17 protein-coding genes are annotated in these 18631 nt (G+C 54.0%); 10 read left to right on the forward strand and 7 right to left on the reverse strand.

The window, feature by feature from the left end; genetic code table 11:
• Positions 1–50: 50 nt before the first annotated feature.
• The 3 genes from N0B36_RS14875 to N0B36_RS14885 are packed head-to-tail and all read right to left on the reverse strand — an operon-like array spanning position 51 to position 2589.
• Positions 51–176: a DUF2474 domain-containing protein gene (locus N0B36_RS14875; protein ID WP_003020230.1), complete on the reverse strand. Its 126-nt coding sequence runs from the start codon at positions 174–176 to the stop codon at positions 51–53.
• On the reverse strand, positions 176–1186 hold the full coding sequence (cydB, locus tag N0B36_RS14880) for a cytochrome d ubiquinol oxidase subunit II (RefSeq protein WP_016153157.1): 1011 nt from the start codon (positions 1184–1186) through the stop codon (positions 176–178). Before cydB ends, N0B36_RS14875 begins: the two co-directional genes overlap by 1 nt.
• Entirely contained in the window at positions 1186–2589 is a 1404-nt protein-coding gene (locus tag N0B36_RS14885; protein WP_259688562.1) for a cytochrome ubiquinol oxidase subunit I, read from the reverse strand. The genes cydB and N0B36_RS14885 overlap by 1 nt, the downstream gene beginning before the upstream one ends.
• Before the next feature lie 263 nt (positions 2590–2852).
• Between N0B36_RS14885 and N0B36_RS14890 the strand changes: the two genes are divergently transcribed.
• From N0B36_RS14890 to patD, 8 genes are all read left to right on the forward strand, one after another.
• A complete protein-coding gene (locus N0B36_RS14890) occupies positions 2853–3041 on the forward strand; it encodes a type II toxin-antitoxin system HicA family toxin (protein ID WP_049259794.1) in 189 nt (62 codons plus the stop codon).
• Between the two features lie 31 nt (positions 3042–3072).
• The gene (locus N0B36_RS14895; RefSeq protein ID WP_131341011.1) at positions 3073–3489 is read left to right on the forward strand and encodes a type II toxin-antitoxin system HicB family antitoxin; all 417 of its coding nucleotides are present in this window, start codon (positions 3073–3075) and stop codon (positions 3487–3489) included.
• A gap of 92 nt (positions 3490–3581) precedes the next feature.
• Positions 3582–4991, forward strand: a complete 1410-nt coding sequence (locus N0B36_RS14900; protein WP_216403720.1) for a PLP-dependent aminotransferase family protein — start codon at positions 3582–3584, stop codon at positions 4989–4991.
• Positions 4992–5320: 329 nt separating this feature from the next.
• The gene (gene ydcS, locus N0B36_RS14905; protein ID WP_016153154.1) at positions 5321–6466 is read left to right on the forward strand and encodes a putative ABC transporter substrate-binding protein YdcS; all 1146 of its coding nucleotides are present in this window, start codon (positions 5321–5323) and stop codon (positions 6464–6466) included.
• 16 nt (positions 6467–6482) lie between these two features.
• The gene (locus tag N0B36_RS14910; protein WP_259688563.1) at positions 6483–7499 is read left to right on the forward strand and encodes an ABC transporter ATP-binding protein; all 1017 of its coding nucleotides are present in this window, start codon (positions 6483–6485) and stop codon (positions 7497–7499) included.
• Entirely contained in the window at positions 7500–8444 is a 945-nt protein-coding gene (locus N0B36_RS14915; protein WP_016153152.1) for an ABC transporter permease, read from the forward strand.
• The gene (locus tag N0B36_RS14920; protein ID WP_003020204.1) at positions 8434–9240 is read left to right on the forward strand and encodes an ABC transporter permease; all 807 of its coding nucleotides are present in this window, start codon (positions 8434–8436) and stop codon (positions 9238–9240) included. Before N0B36_RS14915 ends, N0B36_RS14920 begins: the two co-directional genes overlap by 11 nt.
• A 21-nt stretch (positions 9241–9261) precedes the next feature.
• Positions 9262–10689, forward strand: a complete 1428-nt coding sequence (gene patD, locus N0B36_RS14925; RefSeq protein WP_016156580.1) for an aminobutyraldehyde dehydrogenase — start codon at positions 9262–9264, stop codon at positions 10687–10689.
• Between the two features lie 191 nt (positions 10690–10880).
• On the opposite strand, the gene N0B36_RS14930 is transcribed toward patD, so the two are convergent.
• The gene (locus N0B36_RS14930; protein WP_259688564.1) at positions 10881–12008 is read right to left on the reverse strand and encodes a multidrug effflux MFS transporter; all 1128 of its coding nucleotides are present in this window, start codon (positions 12006–12008) and stop codon (positions 10881–10883) included.
• 101 nt (positions 12009–12109) lie between these two features.
• On the opposite strand from N0B36_RS14930, the gene N0B36_RS14935 reads away from it, so the two are divergent.
• Positions 12110–12889, forward strand: a complete 780-nt coding sequence (locus tag N0B36_RS14935) for a helix-turn-helix domain-containing protein (protein ID WP_259688565.1) — start codon at positions 12110–12112, stop codon at positions 12887–12889.
• Between the two features lie 119 nt (positions 12890–13008).
• On the opposite strand, the gene yncL is transcribed toward N0B36_RS14935, so the two are convergent.
• Entirely contained in the window at positions 13009–13104 is a 96-nt protein-coding gene (yncL, locus tag N0B36_RS14940) for a stress response membrane protein YncL (protein ID WP_071524268.1), read from the reverse strand.
• Between the two features lie 192 nt (positions 13105–13296).
• Between yncL and N0B36_RS14945 the strand changes: the two genes are divergently transcribed.
• Positions 13297–13470: a GhoT/OrtT family toxin gene (locus N0B36_RS14945; RefSeq protein ID WP_016153148.1), complete on the forward strand. Its 174-nt coding sequence runs from the start codon at positions 13297–13299 to the stop codon at positions 13468–13470.
• A 19-nt stretch (positions 13471–13489) separates the two neighbouring features.
• Here N0B36_RS14945 and N0B36_RS14950 read toward each other — a convergent pair whose 3' ends face one another.
• Together N0B36_RS14950 and N0B36_RS14955 are read right to left on the reverse strand one after the other, a co-directional pair.
• Positions 13490–15649: a virulence factor SrfC family protein gene (locus N0B36_RS14950; RefSeq protein ID WP_259688566.1), complete on the reverse strand. Its 2160-nt coding sequence runs from the start codon at positions 15647–15649 to the stop codon at positions 13490–13492.
• Complete coding sequence (locus tag N0B36_RS14955; RefSeq protein WP_259688567.1) at positions 15646–18627, reverse strand: virulence factor SrfB; 2982 nt, start codon at positions 18625–18627, stop codon at positions 15646–15648. Before N0B36_RS14955 ends, N0B36_RS14950 begins: the two co-directional genes overlap by 4 nt.
• Between the last annotated feature and the right edge of the window lie 4 nt (positions 18628–18631).

Genomic DNA, 18631 nt, shown 5'->3' on the forward strand with positions numbered 1-18631 from the left:
TTGTCACAACCGGGCAGTGCAGCGCTGCCCGGTTGTTATCAGGGAGAGAATCAGGATTTAAACCCGGCGGCCGTCATCAGGAGACGAAAGAACATACCAACGGCGGCCAGGGCCAGCACGCTGCCGCCCCAGAGGATCACCAGCCACATCAGGCGTTTCCAGATTGTTTGTTGCATCAATGATACCCCTCACCATGTTGAACTTTGCCGCGGAAAACGTAGTAGCTCCAGAAGGTGTACACCAGGATTATCGGGATAATCAGCAGCGCGCCAACCAACATAAAGCCCTGACTCTGCGCCGGAGCTGCCGCCTGCCACAGCGTAATGGACGGTGGAATGATGTGGGGCCAGATACTGATCCCCAGCCCGCTGAACCCGAGAAAAATCAGCCCCAGCGTCAATACAAAAGGCAGCGTATGGCTGTTTTGCTGACCCAGCGAGCGCCACAGCCAGAGGCTAATCAGCGCAACCAGGAGCGGAACCGGCATCAGGAACCACAGATTGGGCAGGCTAAACCAACGCTCGGCAATGGCGCTGTGCGCCAGCGGCGTCCACAGGCTGATAATGGCAATAACAACCAGCATCGCCAGCAGCAGTTTTCTTGCCACGCAGCGCATTTTATCCTGCAACGGATTTTCGCTTTTCATCACCAGCCATGTTGCCCCCAACAGGGCGTAGGCTACAACCAGGCCCACGCCGCAGAACAGGGTAAAGGGGGTCAGCCAGTCGAAAGGACCGCCGCTGTAGCTGCGTCCGGTGACGGAAAATCCATTGAGTACGGCACCGACCACAATACCCTGAGTGAATGTCGCGAGGATTGAACCGCCGAGAAAAGCTTTATCCCAGAATGGTCGATGCGCCGGCGTGGCTTTGAAGCGAAACTCAAACGCGACGCCGCGAAATATCAGGCCGATGAGCATCAGGGTCAACGGGATCGTCAGCGCATCGACAATCACCGCATAGGCCAGGGGAAAAGCGCCGAATAATCCGGCGCCACCCAACACCAGCCAGGTTTCATTACCGTCCCATACCGGGGCGACGCTGTTGACCATCACATCGCGGTCATCCGCATCCGAAATCGCAGGGAATAAAATACCGATCCCGAGATCAAAACCGTCCATCACGATATACATCAGCGTGGCGAACACGATAATTACAAACCAGATAACTGATAAATCGATACCCATTAGCGGTGTGCCTCCGGTTGAGAATCGAGAACGACAGCAGAAAGCGGCCGCGCCGGCGTGCCTGTTGGTGGAATGGTCGGCTCATCTTCCTGTGGTCCTTTGCGGATCAGGCGGATCATGTAGCTGTAACCCACGCCAAACACCGAGCTATACACCACAAAGAAAGACAGTAGGCTGATGCTCATATGTAAATCACCATGTGCGGAAACCGCATCCGCCGTACGTTGCAAACCGTAAACCACCCACGGCTGACGGCCAACTTCGGTGGTCACCCAGCCAGCAAGGATGGCAATCAGACCGGAGGGGCCCATCCACAATGCAAAACGCAGGAAAGGACGTGAGGTGTATAGCCGCTGCTTATAACGCAGCCTCAGGGCAAACGCGCCCAGCAGGATCATCAGCATGCCTAACCCTGCCATAATGCGAAACGACCAGAACACGATGGTGGAATTGGGCCTGTCTTCCTTCGGAAATTCTTTTAACGCCGGGACCTGTTTATCCAGACTATGAGTCAGGATCAGGCTGCCCAGCGCCGGGATTTCCAGCCCATAGCGGGTGCGCTCCTGCTCCATATCCGGCCAGCCGAACAACAGCAGCGGGGTCGGTTCACCGGGCGGATTTTCCCAGTGTCCTTCAATCGCCGCAATTTTTGCAGGCTGGTGCTTCAGCGTATTCAACCCGTGCATATCGCCAATTAAGGCCTGCAGCGGAGCGACGATTAACGTCATCCACAGCGCCATTGAAAACATAGCGCGAATTGCTGGCGTGCTATTACCGCGCAATAAATGCCATGCGGCTGATGCCGCGACAAACAGCGCGCTGCTCAGGAAGGCGGCAACGGACATATGCAGCAAACGATAAGGGAATGACGGATTGAAAATCACGGCGAACCAGTCGACGGGAACGACTTGCCCGTTAACAATTTCATAGCCCTGTGGCGTTTGCATCCAGCTGTTGGAGGCGAGGATCCAGAAGGTAGAAATAATAGTACCCAGCGCAACCATACAGGTCGCGAAGAAGTGAAGTCCTGGGCCAACCCGGTTCCAGCCAAACAGCATTACCCCAAGGAAGCCTGCTTCGAGGAAGAAGGCGGTTAATACTTCATAGGTCAGCAGCGGCCCGGTGATGCTACCGGCGAACTCGGAAAAACCACTCCAGTTCGTGCCGAACTGATAAGCCATCACCAGCCCGGAAACCACGCCCATACCAAAGTTTACGGCGAATATTTTCGACCAGAAATGGTATAGCGAGCGCCAGGTCGGATTTTTCGTTTTTAACCATAACCCTTCGAGCACCGCCAGATAACTGGCGAGGCCAATGGTAATCGCCGGAAAGATGATGTGAAAGGATACCGTAAACGCGAACTGGATCCTCGCCAGGTGAAACGCGTCAAGACCGAACATGCTTAGCTCCGCAGGCAAAATTGATTTAGCGCAATTCTAAGGCTGCGAAGCAATGGAAGGCAGAAACAGAACAGTTCTTTTTAACCATAACAGTTGTCGTGCTGTTATAGGTTGGCCTGGCTGATATGAAATCTGGAACCTGGATTCCTGTTATTGAATCGCGTCCTCCCCACGCGAGTGATTTTACGCTATCACTAGCGAGGTAATGAAAAGGTAATCATAAATGTTTACTTTGTGCGTATAATAGACGACAGGGAGGCGCAGTGAAGCAAAGTGAGTTCAGACGCTGGCTTGAATCTCAGGGAGTGGCTGTTACAAACGGCTCAAATCATCTGAAGTTGAGGTATCAGGGAAGGCGTAGCGTTATGCCCAGGCATCCTGGTGATGAAATAAAAGAAGCCTTGCGAAAATCGATCCTGAAGCAGCTTGGCTTACAGTCATCATCAATATGAGGTTAATTATATGAGAGATTTTGAAAAAATCATGCGTTATCCCGTTAATCTAATCCCCGCCGTGGAAGGTGGATTCGTGGTTTCTTTCCCGGATATTCCTGAAGCATTAACTCAGGGCGAAACCCGTCATGGGGCTTTGCAGGCTGCGCAGTCTGCATTGGTGACCGCTTTTGAATTCTATTTCGACGATAACGAACCGATTCCTTTACCTTCGGCGGTTGGCGCTGAAGGTGACTATGTGGAAATCCCCCTGAGCATTGCGTCGAAGGTTCTTTTGTTAAATGCCTTTCTTGAATCAAAAATCACCCAGCAGGAGCTGGCAAACAGAATCGGCAGGCCTAAGCAGGAAATTACCCGTTTGTTCGATTTAAAGCACGCGACAAAAATTGATGCTGTGCAAATAGCTGCACGCGCCTTAGGCAAGGAGCTGTCAGTAACAATGTTGTAAAACTGTTAACTATAACAGTTATAAAAAATGCCCTGATTATGTAAACTGATATATACAGTGCGTGTCACCGACACCGATCATCAGGACGAAAAATGAAAAAATACCAGCGACTGGCTGAGCAAATTCGCGATCAAATCGCGTCTGGCGTATGGCAGCCCGGCGATCGCTTGCCATCCTTGCGCGAGCAGGTGGTCAGCAGCGGCATGAGTTTTATGACCGTCGGACATGCATATCAGTTGCTGGAAAGTCAGGGCCGGATTATCGCCCGACCGCAGTCGGGTTACTATGTTGCCGCGCGCCCTGAACGTGAGCTGGCAGCGCCGCAGACGCAGGTGATGCGCGATGAAGCGGTGGATATCAACACCTATATTTTTGATATGCTGCAGGCCAGCCGGGATGCGTCAGTGATGCCATTTGCCTCTGCATTCCCTGACCCGCGTCTGTTTCCCCTCCAGCAGTTGAACCGCTCGCTGGCGCAGGTCAGTAAAACCGCGACCGCCATGAGCGTGATAGAAAACCTGCCGCCGGGAAATGATGAGCTGCGCCATGCCATTGCCCGCCGCTATGCTCAACAGGGGATGACCATTTCACCTGATGAGATTGTCATCACTACCGGTGCGCTGGATGCCCTCAACCTGAGCCTGCAGGCGGTTACCGAACCGGGTGACTGGGTGATTGTCGAAAATCCCTGTTTCTATGGGGCGTTGCAGGCCCTGGAGCGATTACGGCTGAAGGCGCTTTCGATTGCCACCGACGTGAAAGAGGGGATCGATCTTACCGCGCTGGAGCAAGCGTTGCAGGAGTATCCGGTAAAAGCCTGCTGGCTGATGACCAACAGCCAAAATCCGCTGGGTTTTACGCTCAGCCCAGAGAAAAAGGCGCACCTGGTCGCATTGCTGGAAAAATATCATGTAATGCTGATAGAAGATGATGTCTACAGCGAGCTGTACTTTGGTCGCGAAAAACCACTGCCTGCCAAAGCCTGGGATCGCGCCGACAGCGTTTTGCATTGTTCGTCTTTCTCGAAGTGCCTGGTGCCCGGATTTCGCGTGGGCTGGGTGGCGGCCGGGAAGCATGCTCGACGTATTCAGCGACTCCAGCTCATGAGCACGTTATCCACCAGTTCCCCCATGCAGCTTGCGCTTGTGGATTATCTGTCAACCCGGCGCTATGACGCGCATCTGCGCCGCTTACGCCGTCAACTGGCGGAACGCAAACAGCAGGCCTGGCAAACGTTGCTGCGTCATCTTCCGGCGGAAGTCAAAATTCACCATAACGACAGCGGCTATTTTCTGTGGCTGGAACTGCCTGAACCGCTTGATGCAGGCGTGCTCAGCACCCAGGCACTGGCGCACCATATCAGCATTGCACCGGGAAAAATGTTTTCGACCTCGGGGAGCTGGACTCGTTTCTTTCGCTTTAATACCGCATGGCACTGGGGAGAGCGTGAGGAACAGGCTGTGGAACAGCTGGGAAAATTAATTCGCGAGATGATGAAATAAAACGTAACGCGCTATTCAATATAAAAGAATAGCGCGTTCTTATTTTCGAAATAGAGAATACCTAACCCCGATGTTATTTATATCGGGTGCTACCATACAAAAAATCAATAGTTCTTACTATTGCCACCGTTGCACCTAACTCCTTGTCTATACTCCAGAAGATTAAAGCTCCCGATCAGCATCAGTAGCGTAATGAGCGTTAGCTCACAACCTGATTAAATTTCCTTGCGCCAGCAGGAACGCTTACAACACCCCGACTATTTTTAGGAAAGGACATATATTTACGGCAAGGCTGCCGCTCAATATTTTTTAGACAGGAGTAAGACGTTATGAGCAAGCAGTTTGCCCTCAGTAGCCTGTGCGCACTCAGTATGACGCTGATGACTGCACAGGCAGCCGAACCCCCGACATCCTTAGATAAACCGGAAGGCCGTCTGGATATTATTGCCTGGCCGGGCTACATCGAACGTGGACAGACCGATAAACAATATGATTGGGTCTCGCAGTTTGAAAAAGAGACCGGCTGCGCGGTCAATGTTAAAACAGCGGCCACTTCTGATGAAATGGTCAGCCTGATGGCAAAAGGCGGCTACGACCTGGTCACCGCTTCCGGTGATGCCTCCTTGCGTCTGATTATGGGAAAACGCGTTCAGCCGATTAATACCGCGCTGATCCCTAACTGGAAAAGCATCGATCCGCGCGTGGTAAAAGGCGAGTGGTTTAACGTTGGCGGAAAAGTTTACGGCACACCGTACCAGTGGGGACCAAACCTGCTGATGTACAACACCAAAATCTTCCCAACGCCGCCGGATAGCTGGAACGTGGTATTTGTTGAGCAAAAACTTGGGGACGGAAAAAGCAATAAAGGGCGCGTTCAAGCCTACGATGGCCCGATCTATATTGCCGATGCTGCATTATTCGTTAAGGCGACTCAGCCGCAACTGGGCATTACCGATCCCTATCAGCTCACCGAACAACAGTATCAGGCGGTGATCAAAGTCCTGAGCGATCAACACGCGCTGATCCATCGCTATTGGCACGATACCACCGTGCAAATGAGCGACTTCAAAAACGAAGGTGTGGTGGCGTCCAGCGCCTGGCCTTATCAGGCGAACGCCCTGAAAGGAGAAGGGCAGCCTATTGCCACGGTCTTCCCAAAAGAAGGGGTTACCGGATGGGCTGATACCACCATGCTGCACAGCGAAGCCAAACACCCGGTGTGCGCTTACAAATGGATGAACTGGTCATTAACCCCGAAAGTTCAGGGCGACGTCGCAGCCTGGTTTGGTTCTCTGCCAGTCGTGCCTGAAGGTTGTAAAGCCAGCCCGCTGCTGGGTGAAAAGGGCTGTGAAACCAACGGCTATAGCTACTTTGACAAAATTGCCTTCTGGAAAACGCCGATCGCAGAAGGTGGCAAATTCGTTCCTTACAGTCGCTGGACGCAGGATTACATCGCCATTATGGGCGGTCGTTAATTCCGCTGGGGGTTTTATGACGTACGCAGTGGAGTTTCATAACGTCTCGCGTCTGTACGGGGATGTTCGTGCAGTTGATGGGGTGAGTATTGCGATTAACGACGGTGAGTTTTTCTCTATGCTGGGGCCATCCGGCTCCGGCAAGACCACTTGTCTGCGCCTTATTGCAGGGTTTGAGCAACTGTCAGGCGGCGCAATCACCATTTTTGGTAAGCAGGCCAGCGAATTGCCGCCCTGGGAACGGAACGTCAATACGGTATTTCAGGATTATGCGCTATTCCCGCATATGTCGATTCTCGACAATGTCGCCTACGGGCTGATGGTCAAAGGTATTGATAAAAAACAGCGTCACGCAAAAGCACGTGAAACGCTGGATAAGGTTGCGCTCGGTTTTGTTTATGAACGCAAACCATCGCAACTCTCCGGTGGTCAGCGGCAACGCGTGGCGATTGCCCGCGCGCTGGTCAATGAACCGCGCGTCCTGCTGTTGGATGAACCGCTCGGGGCATTGGATCTTAAGCTGCGTGAGCAGATGCAGCTGGAACTGAAAAAGTTACAGCAATCCCTGGGTATCACCTTCATTTTTGTCACCCACGATCAGGGTGAAGCCCTGTCGATGTCCGATCGTGTGGCGGTGTTTAATAATGGTCGCATCGAACAGGTGGATTCTCCGCGTGAACTGTACATGCGTCCGCGCACACCGTTTGTGGCAAGTTTCGTCGGGACGTCAAATGTTTTTGATGAAACGATGTCAGCGAATGTTTGCGGGCTACAGGGTATGTTTTCCCTGCGTCCGGAACACATTCGCTTGAATGATAGCAGTGGCGAAGTCCAGGCCCGGGGGGTTATCCAGGCGGTGCAGTACCAGGGTGCCGCGACACGTTTTGAGCTGAAACTTGTCGGCGGTGAAAAATTGCTGGTTAGCCAGGCGAACCTGACGGGAGAAATGCTGCCGACAACGCTGTCGCCGGGTCAACAGGTGATGGCATCGTGGTCACGCGACGTGATGGTACCGCTGGTTGAGGAGAGGTGAATGGCTATGAATGTCTTACATTCGCCTCCACAGTCGACAAGTCTGAACCGGATCTCAGGGTTCTTCTGGCGTAATCCGGGTCTGGGGCTGTTTTTGCTGCTCCTCGGACCGCTGATGTGGTTTGGGATCGTCTACTTCGGCTCATTACTGACGCTGTTGTGGCAAGGTTTTTATACCTTCGATGATTTCACCATGTCGGTCACACCCGACCTGACGCTGGCGAATTTGCAGGCGCTGTTTAATCCCGCCAACTACGACATCATTTTGCGTACCCTGACGATGGCGGTGGCGGTCACCATTGCCAGCGCGATTCTGGCGTTTCCGATGGCGTGGTATATGGCGCGATATACCAGTGGCAAAATGAAAGCCTTTTTTTACATTGCTGTGATGTTGCCGATGTGGGCCAGCTACATTGTTAAAGCCTACGCATGGACGTTACTGTTGGCTAAAGACGGGGTGGCGCAGTGGTTTTTAACCCATCTGGGGCTGGAGCCGCTGCTGCTTTCGTTCCTGACGCTGCCTGCGGTAGGCGGCAATACGTTGTCGACTTCAGGGTTAGGGCGTTTTCTGGTGTTCGTCTACATCTGGCTGCCGTTTATGATCCTGCCGGTACAGGCCGCGCTGGAGAGACTTCCGCCTTCGCTCTTACAGGCCTCCGCTGATTTGGGCGCTCGTCCGCATCAGACTTTCCGCTATGTGGTCCTGCCACTGGCGATACCCGGTATCGCGGCAGGGTCGATCTTTACCTTCTCTCTGACGTTGGGCGATTTTATCGTGCCGCAACTGGTGGGGCCGCCAGGCTATTTCATCGGCAATATGGTGTATTCGCAACAAGGGGCGATCGGCAATATGCCGATGGCGGCGGCATTTACTCTGGTGCCGATTGTGTTAATCGCACTGTATCTGGCGTTCGTGAAGCGTCTGGGAGCTTTCGATGCACTCTGAACGCGCGCCCTGGTTACTCAAATTGGCGGCATGGGGCGGGGTTATTTTCCTGCACTTTCCCATCCTCATCATCGCCACCTATGCTTTTAATACTGAGGAGGCTGCTTTTAGTTTTCCACCGCAGGGGTTAACGCTGAAGTGGTTTAGCGTTGCGGCGCAACGTAGCGATATTCTGGAATCGGTGACGTTGTCACTTAAAATCGCTGCATTGTCGACGGCCATTGCCCTCGTTCTGGGGACGCTGGCCGCTGCCGCACTGTGGCGCAGGGACTTTTTTGGTAAAAGCGCAATATCGCTGTTGCTGCTGTTGCCGATCGCGCTGCCGGGGATTATTACCGGTCTGGCGCTACTGACGGCGTTTAAAACTATCAACCTGGAACCCGGTTTTCTCACCATCGTGGTCGGCCATGCGACGTTTTGCGTGGTGGTGGTGTTTAACAACGTCGTGGCGCGTTTTCGCCGTACCTCATGGAGTCTGGTTGAAGCGTCTATGGATCTTGGCGCCAACGGCTGGCAAACCTTTCGTTATGTCGTGCTGCCAAATCTGGCATCGGCACTGCTGGCGGGAGGGATGCTGGCGTTTGCTTTGTCGTTTGATGAAATCATCGTGACAACGTTCACCGCCGGACATGAAAGAACACTTCCTTTGTGGCTGCTCAATCAACTGGGTCGACCACGAGATGTGCCTGTCACCAACGTTGTGGCATTGCTGGTAATGCTGGTGACAACACTGCCAATTTTAGGGGCCTGGTGGCTAACGCGTGAAGGCGACACTCTCGCCGGAAACGGTAAATAAACGACGATATGGGAAATTGCTATGCAACATCAATTACTGATTAATGGCGAGCTGGTCAACGGTGAAGGTGAAAAGCAGCCAGTCTATAACCCTGCCACTGGAGAACGCATTCTGGAGATTGCCGAGGCGTCAGCCGGGCAGGTTGATGCGGCGGTACGTGCAGCAGACAGCGCATTTGCCACCTGGGGACAAACCACACCGAAAGTCCGTTCCGAACTGCTGCTGAAACTGGCGGATGCTATCGCCGATAACGCGCAAACCTTCGCTGAGCTGGAATCGCTTAACTGTGGTAAGCCGCTGCACTGTGTCCTTAACGATGAAATTCCGGCAATCGTCGACGTTTTCCGCTTCTTCGCCGGGGCGGCTCGTACCCTGCAAGGGCAGGCGGCCGGAGAGTATCTGGAAGGGCATACGTCGATGATTCGGCGGGATCCGCTGGGCGTGGTGGCCTCTATCGCGCCGTGGAACTACCCGCTGATGATGGCGGCGTGGAAGCTGGCACCGGCGCTGGCGGCGGGTAACTGTGTGGTGATTAAACCGTCAGAAATCACCCCGCTAACGGCACTTAAACTGGCTGAATTTGCCAAAGATATTTATCCGCCTGGCGTTATCAACGTGCTGTTTGGCCGTGGCAAAACGGTGGGTGACCCGCTGACCGGTCATGAAAAAGTCCGGATGGTTTCCCTGACCGGCTCCATTGCGACCGGTGAACACATTATCCAGCACACCGCGCCTTCGATTAAGCGCACACATATGGAGCTGGGCGGCAAAGCCCCGGTCATCATTTTTGATGATGCCGATCTGGATGCGGTGGTGAGCGGCGTGCGAACCTTTGGGTATTACAACGCCGGACAAGACTGTACTGCCGCTTGTCGAATCTATGCCCAGAAAGGCATTTATGACGCGTTGGTTGAGAAACTCGGTGCCGCGGTTGCCAGTCTGAAAATCGGTGCACCGAATGACGAATCGACGGAGCTGGGGCCGGTAAGCTCGCAGGCGCACCTCGATCGCGTGACTAAAGCGGTCGATGAAGCCAAAGCACTGGGGCATATCAAAGTCATCACCGGTGGTAAAAAAGTGGACGGCGCAGGCTACTACTTTGCTCCGACGCTGTTGGCCGGGGCGAAGCAGGAAGATGCTATCGTGCAGCGGGAAGTTTTCGGTCCGGTGGTCAGCGTCACCGTATTTGAGGATGAAGATCAGGTGCTGGCGTGGGCTAACGATTCGAAATACGGCCTGGCATCCTCCGTCTGGACTCGGGATGTGGGGCGCGCGCATCGATTTAGCGCTCGCCTGCAGTATGGTTGCACCTGGGTCAATACCCACTTCACGCTGGTCAGCGAGATGCCGCACGGTGGACAAAAACAGTCTGGTTATGGCAAGGATATGTCGGTTTACGGGCTGGAAGATTACACGATTGTTCGCCATGTCATGATCAAGCATGAGTAATATCTTAAGCGCGAGCGATAAATGCGGCACGGATAGCTAAATACTGGCAAACGTGTGTCTATATTATTCGCGCCACTGGCCTCGTCGCCATCGGACGGCGGTAAGTTGGAAATATCCGCGAGGTCAGGCTATTAATACAACAAAGCCCCGGCTTAATGTCAGGGCTTTGTGCTTTCAGGATCGTCATCCGATTATCCGCGCCGCAAGCTGCAAATCCAGGCGAGTAGCGCACAGACGCTCAGAACCAGCCCCAGTTGTTGCACCATGCCTGCCACCCCCAGCATCATTCCCAGCAACAGGTAATAGCTTAATCCGAATAATGCACCGGCGGCCCCGGCCTGTTCACGATAGTGGCGTAGGGCCTGACTCAGCACATTAGGGATTGCGATGCCATAGGCAATCACCGCGCCGAAAACCGGTATCAGAATCCACGCGGAGTGCTGTAACCACCACGCGGCGAGGCCTGACAATGCTGCCAGCGCACAGGCATAACGTACCCTCTGTTCCGACGTCAGGTCTGTCGTCAATAATCTCCGGTTCAGCAGGCTGCCCGACAGCGAAGCAAACGCAAGTAGTCCCCCCGTCCAGCCAAAGGCTCTGGAACTCCATCCCAATTGCCCGAAAAGAAACGGAGCCAGGCTGTAATAGCTAAACAGCATGGTATTCAGCAGCGCAACCAGCATAGTATTTTTCCACAGTTCGCGGTCACGCATCATGCGGGAGAGCAGTGCAGCAAGGCTGGGTCTGAGCGTATTTTCGGGCCGGGTTTCTGGCAGCATGGTCGCAGTCAGTACTAGCAGTAGTAGCGCCAGCAGCACAAGGGCAATAAATACACCGGTATGACCATACAGGCTAACCAACCAACCTCCGCTTAGCAGGCCGAAAACGGGACTCAATGCCAGCGCAGCGCCCATCACGGAAAAGACGCGGGATAGTGCAGTTGATTCATATGTGTCCCGTAACATGGTCTGTACCACCACTGACCCGGCAGCCGCGCCGATGGCTGAGATCATCCGCGCCAGCAGCAAAACGCTGAAGTCAGTGGCAACCACGGCCAGGGCACAACCTGACCCATAGCAGATAAGTCCTGCCAGCATCGCCCAACGTCGACCGATGCAGTCGCTCAGCCAACCCCACATCGCCACGCCGATGGCGAAGGCAATAAAATAAACGGAGAGTGTTTGGGCCGCGCGCTCACTGCTTACGTGATAAGACGTGGCGATTCCTGGCAATGCCGGGCTATAAATGGTTTCCACCAGTTGCGGAAACATAATCAGCAAAGTAAGAAGCCACAGCGGCGGGCGGCGAAGAGTGTTCATAGCAATATCCAGAGAGACAGAAAACTGGCGGGCATTATTGCTGAAAGGGAGGTGTCGCATTACCATTATCAAGACTTTAAATATCAACTATCGGACAGATAATGGAAATTGCCCCGGATGATGATTTCGATGCGGATAGCTTTGATAAACCGGTAATCGGGATTGCCTCCGAGATGGGCGTACACGATTCAGGCCGGCATCGCCATCTTCGTCATCAGCTACTTTTTTCGGCAGCGGGAAGCATTACGATTGAGCTGGAGCATGCCCTGTGTCTGCTACCGCCACGGCGCGCGGTCTGGATCCCGGCTGGTACGGTACATCGCGCCATAATGCGTGGCGTGATGGCTTATCGTTCGTTGTATTTTTCAACTACATTGCCGTTATCTAAGTTACCGCTGCAGATAGTCGACGTTAATCCTCTCTTTTTTGAAGTAATAGAACGTATGGCTTTCTGGCCGTGGGAAATGCCTGCCGCGCAGCAGGCCAGTCTTATCACCGTTTTTTGTGAGGAAATGCGGGCCGCCCGCAGTGAAAACTGGACGTTGCGGTTTCCCTCAGATCCACGGCTGAACGTGTGGCTTGAAGGAGTACGTATGGGCGAATTGCCACCACGACTAAATCAATTATCCCAACGGGTTGGGGCATGCGAGAGGACGATCAGTCGAATATTTACCAGGGATACCGGGATGAATTATCAGAGCTGGCGGCAGCAATTTAGACTATTAAAAGCCATGGAGATGCTGGCTGACGGGGGGCAGATCAGCCAGGTGGCGCAATATCTGGAATTTGTCAGTGACAGTGCTTTTATCGCTTTTTTCCATCAGCATACCGGCACAACACCGAGCCGTTATGCGGGCAATATAATGCCGCAGAAGGATTAGGGGTATTACATACTAAGGATAATTTACCGGGTGGCAGGAGAGTGGGAAAATCGTGTACTAATGGCAGAGAGAAGAGCCTCTCTGCCAGCAGACGCTGCAATTAATCAAGAAGAACGACATCAAGCAAACCAGCCAAACCTTGCGGAAATCAGACTGAAAAGTCCTACAGCAGCAAATATATTTATCAGCACCACAGTTTTACTGGAAACATTCATTTGTGCCACCTTTCGTTTTAACCCTTATGGGTATAGTACGGGTTATAACTATCCGCAATAGTACGGATTCTGAACATAATGAAAACGGCTTGTTTTACCGGCGTTTCTCTTAAAATAATTAATAAAACTTGATGTGGGTCATGAAAAAGAGCATATTGCGCGCGATTTTACCTTTCGGCCCGGATGCCTGACATGTCTCTGTACCAAAAAATGTTGGTTTTTTATGCGGTGATGGCCGCTATCACGGCAATCATCACCTGGTTTCTTTCCCGCGATAAAAAACGGATTCGTTTTCTCAGCGCGGTATTAGTCGGGGCGACCTGGCCGATGAGTTTTCCCGTCGCGTTAATGTTTTCTCTCTTCTGATGACGGCGTAAACGCCGTTTCAGGAGGAAAGCAGGGCATCTAATCGTTTTTTGTCGGCTGCGCAAACATCCTGCGGATGCTGATATCCCACGTTTTCATTGGCGCGGGTATACAAAGCGACCAGCCAGTCGTAAACGTAACGGCTTGCGCCATGCGAAGGTTGTTCATCCAGTTTCGTCAACCGTAACATCGGCTGTTGCGCCGGGGCACTAAAAATAGCCGATCCTTTTTGGATCCTGCTGGCCGGACGCTGTTCCTCTGCCACGCTGGCAAATCCAAGCCAGGTAATAAAATCCCCAATATCGGCGTGAAGCTGCGCGGCGCAGACGTTTTCTCGCTGCATAATGCGCTGTAAGCGTTGCGGCATTTCCAGCCGATAGCTGGTGGTGACGAGGATATCGGCAACCTGCCTTAGCGTACGCGGCTCGAGACGTAAACGGCGCGCATTATTTTCATCGCGACACCACTGGCGCACGTGGTTAACCCACATTTTGTGCACCTGATACCCGGTCTCTTTGCTTTCCGGCGAGTGCGGTGTGTCACGCACCTCGGCAAACAGGTCAATCTCTTCATTAAATAATCCGCTCACCTGTTCCTCGCGCGGCTGCTGAACACGCAGCAGCGACTCAAAGAGGCGCATCGGCGGGAGCAAACCGTCCAGGAGTTCGCCATGCTTTGCCGCCTGGGCCTGGAGCTGGCGGATCACCGACTCATTGCTACCCGATTCGGTTTCAACGGGGTTAATCCAGCCGATCAGGGTTTCGCGTACACGCTGCTGGTGCTGCTCACGCAGGGAGGTCAATCTAGCCTGGCGTTGCTGGGGTGAGGTTGCCTGAGTCAGCCATTCGACGAGGCGTTGTAAGCTGTGTTTATCCAGCGCCTGCAGCGTGCCCCAGTGCAGTCCGGGTTTGCCCATTAATTGCTGCACAGATTCATCAAGATTTTGCTGAGTGCTAAACCGCGCATCCTGCGGAGTAATGGCCCAGACCACCCCCGGCAATGCGGCGTCATGTACGGGCTGAGTATCGTTAACCCAGCCCAGTAGCTTGCGGGTGATGGCGGGCGTCTGGGAGCGGGTAGATACCGCATTACAGATTAAAAGTACATCCGGTTGCAGATGCTGGCGATAATGTTCCAGCATCCAGCCTAATTTGGCCTGCCACAATGGATGGGGATGAACATCCGGGGCGAGGGGAATATCCAGCAGATCGACATTCTCCAGTACCGCGTCTTCAACCGTCAGGACCAGCTCGCGCGTGAGCAGCGCCAGCGAAGCCTGAGAAAGGCTGACCGCATTGAGCAACTGATCATTTTCTATTGGATGAACCACCACATCGCTTTGCGCCTCATTCCCGTTCAATGCTACCTGAGTCAGGAAACTCTCGGCAGGTAAACCAAAATGGTCAACCAGCAGGCTCAGCGGAGCCGCGAGTTCTTGCGCGCTCCCGGTTTGTTGCAGCGTATGCGCCAGCGCCAACCACTGTTGCGTCAACTCTGGTTGTTCTCCCCACAGTAACGCCCAGGCGTTTGCCCGGGTAGTCAGATCCAGTGCGGGTAGCAGCGTGGCAAACTGATGCCATAGCGCGTCGTCAAATTGCTGCTGTCTGGCCGGTACGCAGGCGCGCCAGAAATGACCAATTGCCGCGACATCATGCGCGGTAATGCCCGGCACCGGATGACGCTGGCGCAACGTTTGCCATTTTTCCAGGCGCGCCTCAATAATCGATTTCTCGACCTGGCGGTTGTCCGCAAGCGCACAGAACTGGGTAATAAATAGCTGTACCAGTTCGGCTTCACTGAGTAGCCGCAGGCGCAACGGCCATTCACCATCGAGCGGATTTTCATCACGCGTAAAGCGGATCGCCATATTGGTTGGCGCATGACCAGGATTGATATGTGAAAAGTAATCAAAGCTGCGATCTGGGGTAACGATATTCACTTTGCCATTGGCGTTGCTGCACAATGCTGTGAGCAGGTGCGCTTTTGCCGATTGCGAATGTCCGTAAAGCCCAACGCATCCTCGCGATGAAAAGGTCGTCTTCAACGCAGATTCATTAACGGCGGCCAGGGTGAGCTGTGCCAACAGGGCATCCGCTTCATCATCAAGACGCGCCGCACGCTGACGGGTATCAGTTACCCACTCGATGGCGGCCTGCGCGGTGTTTAACATCTTACTCATTTCAGGTACACGCTCCCGCTATCAATCCAGTAATGGCTCCCGCTATGGCGTCGGTCTGCCAGCGTATTCAGTTTTAACGTTAAGGCATTGGCGGCAACGGGAGTGCCATCCTGTAACCACGCATCGCTCAGTACGAAGAATTCCGGGCCGCTTTCTTTGCTACCACCGCGTAGCTGCAGCCGTACATTCAACACGCCATCTCCGGCGATGGTTTTTGCCAGTTCGGCAGAATTTATGCTGAGCGTATACAGCGGTGTGGCAGGCCAACGGCTGTTGGCCAGTTGGCGGAAACCTAACGTAACGTTGCCGCGCAATGGGAAGTGCAGGCGGGCATCCAGTTTCGCGCCGGGCTTATCCAGATCGATATCGTGATACCAGATGTTCTCATCACGCAGCGTATTGACCGTATTATCCAACACGCCGAGATAACGTACGGTCGAGTAAGCGCCGATATCGGCAGCTTTAAAGTTGAAACGCGGCAAGCGTAGATCCAGCGCCAGGCTACACAACATGGCACCAACTGCTGCGGTGGATTTGGGGTTACCAATCCGCCCTTGTTGGCTGAACGGATACCACTCATGTACGCGGTAGTTATCCATCCAGATCATACGATTAACCGGAACGGGCTGCAGATGGCGGATCAACGCCTGTACGCCAGGTAAACAGGCGGGTCTGCCGGTCACTAATAAAATATCGCAGCGATAGTGTGAAATGGCCTCACAGACCGCGTGCAGTGGGGAGCTCAGGGTAAACTGGCCCGCCAGTAACGCTTCTTGTAACTGCCTGAACTGCACCTGTAACGGCACGCTCAGCACATCAAATGCTGGCGATCCCGCAGGTAACGCATGATCGATAGCCTGCTGGATGTAATTCAGTACGTTGCGCGTTGGTTGCTGGCTCAGGAGTTCGCCAAAGGTGGCATGCAGACCCGCTACCGGATCGTTAATATCACTTTGTTCCCAGGCTGAAAGTACCGCATGACCGAGCGGCATAAAGAGTTGTAACGCCGTTTGTTGACGCAAAATCGCCTGGGTGTCGATGCGCCCGGAATCGCCAAATAGCGTAGCCAGCAATGCGGCGGCGTCGGTCACGCCAGCCTGTTGCAGGCGGGTTTGCAGCGCAGGCAACACGCAACGCTGAATCACGTCCAGCAGCATGTCATCGCCCGCAACCTTAAAGCCTTCACGGAACAGCAGGTGCGGGGTAATTTTGACGTTTGTACCCACGCCGTCATCAAGCTGGTAATGGACGACGGCCATATCCGTTGTCCCGCCGCCAATGTCGATCGATGCCACGCGCAGCGCACGACCTTTAGTCTCACCAGGCTCCGGCAAACGGTCCGGGCGGGCAAGGGCGTTAAAGAACGACTCGGTGTGACCATCGTAGTGAGAGATTGCTTCGTTATACAGCCACACCAGTTGCCCGCAGCTGGCCTCATCCCATTCCATCTGGATCTCAGGTACGGGAACCACGCTCTTTTCCTGCTGTTTACGGGTGGTGAAGTCTTCATCCTGCGGGTGCCAGCCCATTGCTTTCCAGACCAACGCAATAGCTTCAAACATGCGCAGGCGGAAAATCTCACGCTCCTGTTTGGGCATCGCCGACGGCAGGGTCAGGATCAGCGTACGCAACTGACGAGGAGATGCCGGGAATCCGAGGCGCAAACGCGTCGCCACGCTGTTAATTTGCCCCAGCGCCTGGGCCAGTATTTCGCACAACATATGCGTCATCAGCGTACTGCGGCTGTATTGCGGTGAGAATACCGGCAGACGATCATCCTGCGGCAGGCTGAACAGCGGTTGCCCGTCATCGTTCATCAGGTTCATCAGCGGGAATGCGGTAGCCAGTGGTTCGCGCTGGGTTTTGCCATTCATCTGGCTAAAGCGCCAGTCATGCAACACCGGCGTTTCGTCCCACAGATAACGGCGCGGGCTGGAGATCCCACTGCTGCCTTCAGTGCCCATGCGCTGCATCGCCAGCTTTCGGGCTTCATCGCCAACGCGGACAATCGACGGCCAGACAAAGGCATCATCACGACCGCTCTCCACGGAAAAGTGCTGCTTACCAAAACGCGCTTCGGAAAACTCCAGTCGGCTGGTGAACAACGGATCGTTGAGAAACTGTGGCTCGCTTAACGAACGCACCTGCAATTCGGCTGTCTGGCGCAGTCCGTCATTGGCATCCCCGTGATCTTCAATCAGGACGCCACAGGTATGGGTGTTACCGATATCCAGGATAAGATCAACGGGAATGGCGGGCGTGCTGAGGGTATGCGTGACCAGTTTCACTTCCGGGACGGAAAGCTGCTCGCCTAACAGGGTTAGCACATTCAGCCAGTGCGCCTGATATTCAAAGTTACGCAGCGCCTGCTGGATCTCTTGTTCTGAGCGGTTCTCATGCTGTGTGACATGATGCATAAAGGATTCGCGCAACCAGCCGTCAATCCAGGTCTGGTCGAGGAAATCGGCAATTTCGTTGTCATGCCAGGCCAGCGCAAATCGCGTACCGTTCAGCAGGTCATTTTCGTTGGGGGTTAACGCCGCAGGGGCATTTTCAGTGAGCTGGCTGTCCAGCGCCACGGTGACGCGGTGGGTGTTGCCCGCGCTGTCAGGTTGCGCCAGCTTTCGCACCTGTACGCGCGCCCAGTTATCCGGGCCTTCAACGAACGTACGCGGCGGATTAAAGCGCAGGAACGGCAGCGGCAGCCAGACACCGTCGAGCACGTCCAGCGAATAATGCAGCTTCTGGGTGCTTTCCGGCTTCACCACTTCGGGCTGACCGCCGGTGCTGCCTGGTAAGGTATAACGTCCGGTTGTCAGATCGAAATCCAGCCGCAGCAGGGGACCGTTTGCCGTTTTGCGCACAAAGCGGCCATGATGCGCAGATTCCTGCGGCGTCAGGCCAAAATCCAGAAATTGCACACCGCTATTGGCGATGAGCGTCACGCTCTGTTTGTAGTCACACAGATTCACCAACATAAAA

It is taken from the genome of Citrobacter sp. XY323 (genome assembly GCF_025106035.1).
Classification (GTDB): domain Bacteria; phylum Pseudomonadota; class Gammaproteobacteria; order Enterobacterales; family Enterobacteriaceae; genus Citrobacter; species Citrobacter braakii.

Bases quoted from the DNA above. Each gene is read 5' to 3' on its own strand.
- N0B36_RS14875 (WP_003020230.1), bottom strand. From the start codon at position 176: ATGCAACAAACAATCTGGAAACGCCTGATGTGGCTGGTGATCCTCTGG.
- cydB (WP_016153157.1), bottom strand. From the start codon at position 1,186: ATGGGTATCGATTTATCAGTTATCTGGTTTGTAATTATCGTGTTCGCC.
- N0B36_RS14885 (WP_259688562.1), bottom strand. From the start codon at position 2,589: ATGTTCGGTCTTGACGCGTTTCACCTGGCGAGGATCCAGTTCGCGTTT.
- N0B36_RS14895 (WP_131341011.1), top strand. From the start codon at position 3,073: ATGCGTTATCCCGTTAATCTAATCCCCGCCGTGGAAGGTGGATTCGTG.
- N0B36_RS14900 (WP_216403720.1), top strand. From the start codon at position 3,582: ATGAAAAAATACCAGCGACTGGCTGAGCAAATTCGCGATCAAATCGCG.
- ydcS (WP_016153154.1), top strand. From the start codon at position 5,321: ATGAGCAAGCAGTTTGCCCTCAGTAGCCTGTGCGCACTCAGTATGACG.
- N0B36_RS14910 (WP_259688563.1), top strand. From the start codon at position 6,483: ATGACGTACGCAGTGGAGTTTCATAACGTCTCGCGTCTGTACGGGGAT.
- N0B36_RS14915 (WP_016153152.1), top strand. From the start codon at position 7,500: ATGGCTATGAATGTCTTACATTCGCCTCCACAGTCGACAAGTCTGAAC.
- N0B36_RS14920 (WP_003020204.1), top strand. From the start codon at position 8,434: ATGCACTCTGAACGCGCGCCCTGGTTACTCAAATTGGCGGCATGGGGC.
- patD (WP_016156580.1), top strand. From the start codon at position 9,262: ATGCAACATCAATTACTGATTAATGGCGAGCTGGTCAACGGTGAAGGT.
- N0B36_RS14930 (WP_259688564.1), bottom strand. From the start codon at position 12,008: ATGAACACTCTTCGCCGCCCGCCGCTGTGGCTTCTTACTTTGCTGATT.
- N0B36_RS14935 (WP_259688565.1), top strand. From the start codon at position 12,110: ATGGAAATTGCCCCGGATGATGATTTCGATGCGGATAGCTTTGATAAA.
- yncL (WP_071524268.1), bottom strand. From the start codon at position 13,104: ATGAATGTTTCCAGTAAAACTGTGGTGCTGATAAATATATTTGCTGCT.
- N0B36_RS14945 (WP_016153148.1), top strand. From the start codon at position 13,297: ATGTCTCTGTACCAAAAAATGTTGGTTTTTTATGCGGTGATGGCCGCT.
- N0B36_RS14950 (WP_259688566.1), bottom strand. From the start codon at position 15,649: ATGAGTAAGATGTTAAACACCGCGCAGGCCGCCATCGAGTGGGTAACT.
- N0B36_RS14955 (WP_259688567.1), bottom strand. From the start codon at position 18,627: ATGTTGGTGAATCTGTGTGACTACAAACAGAGCGTGACGCTCATCGCC.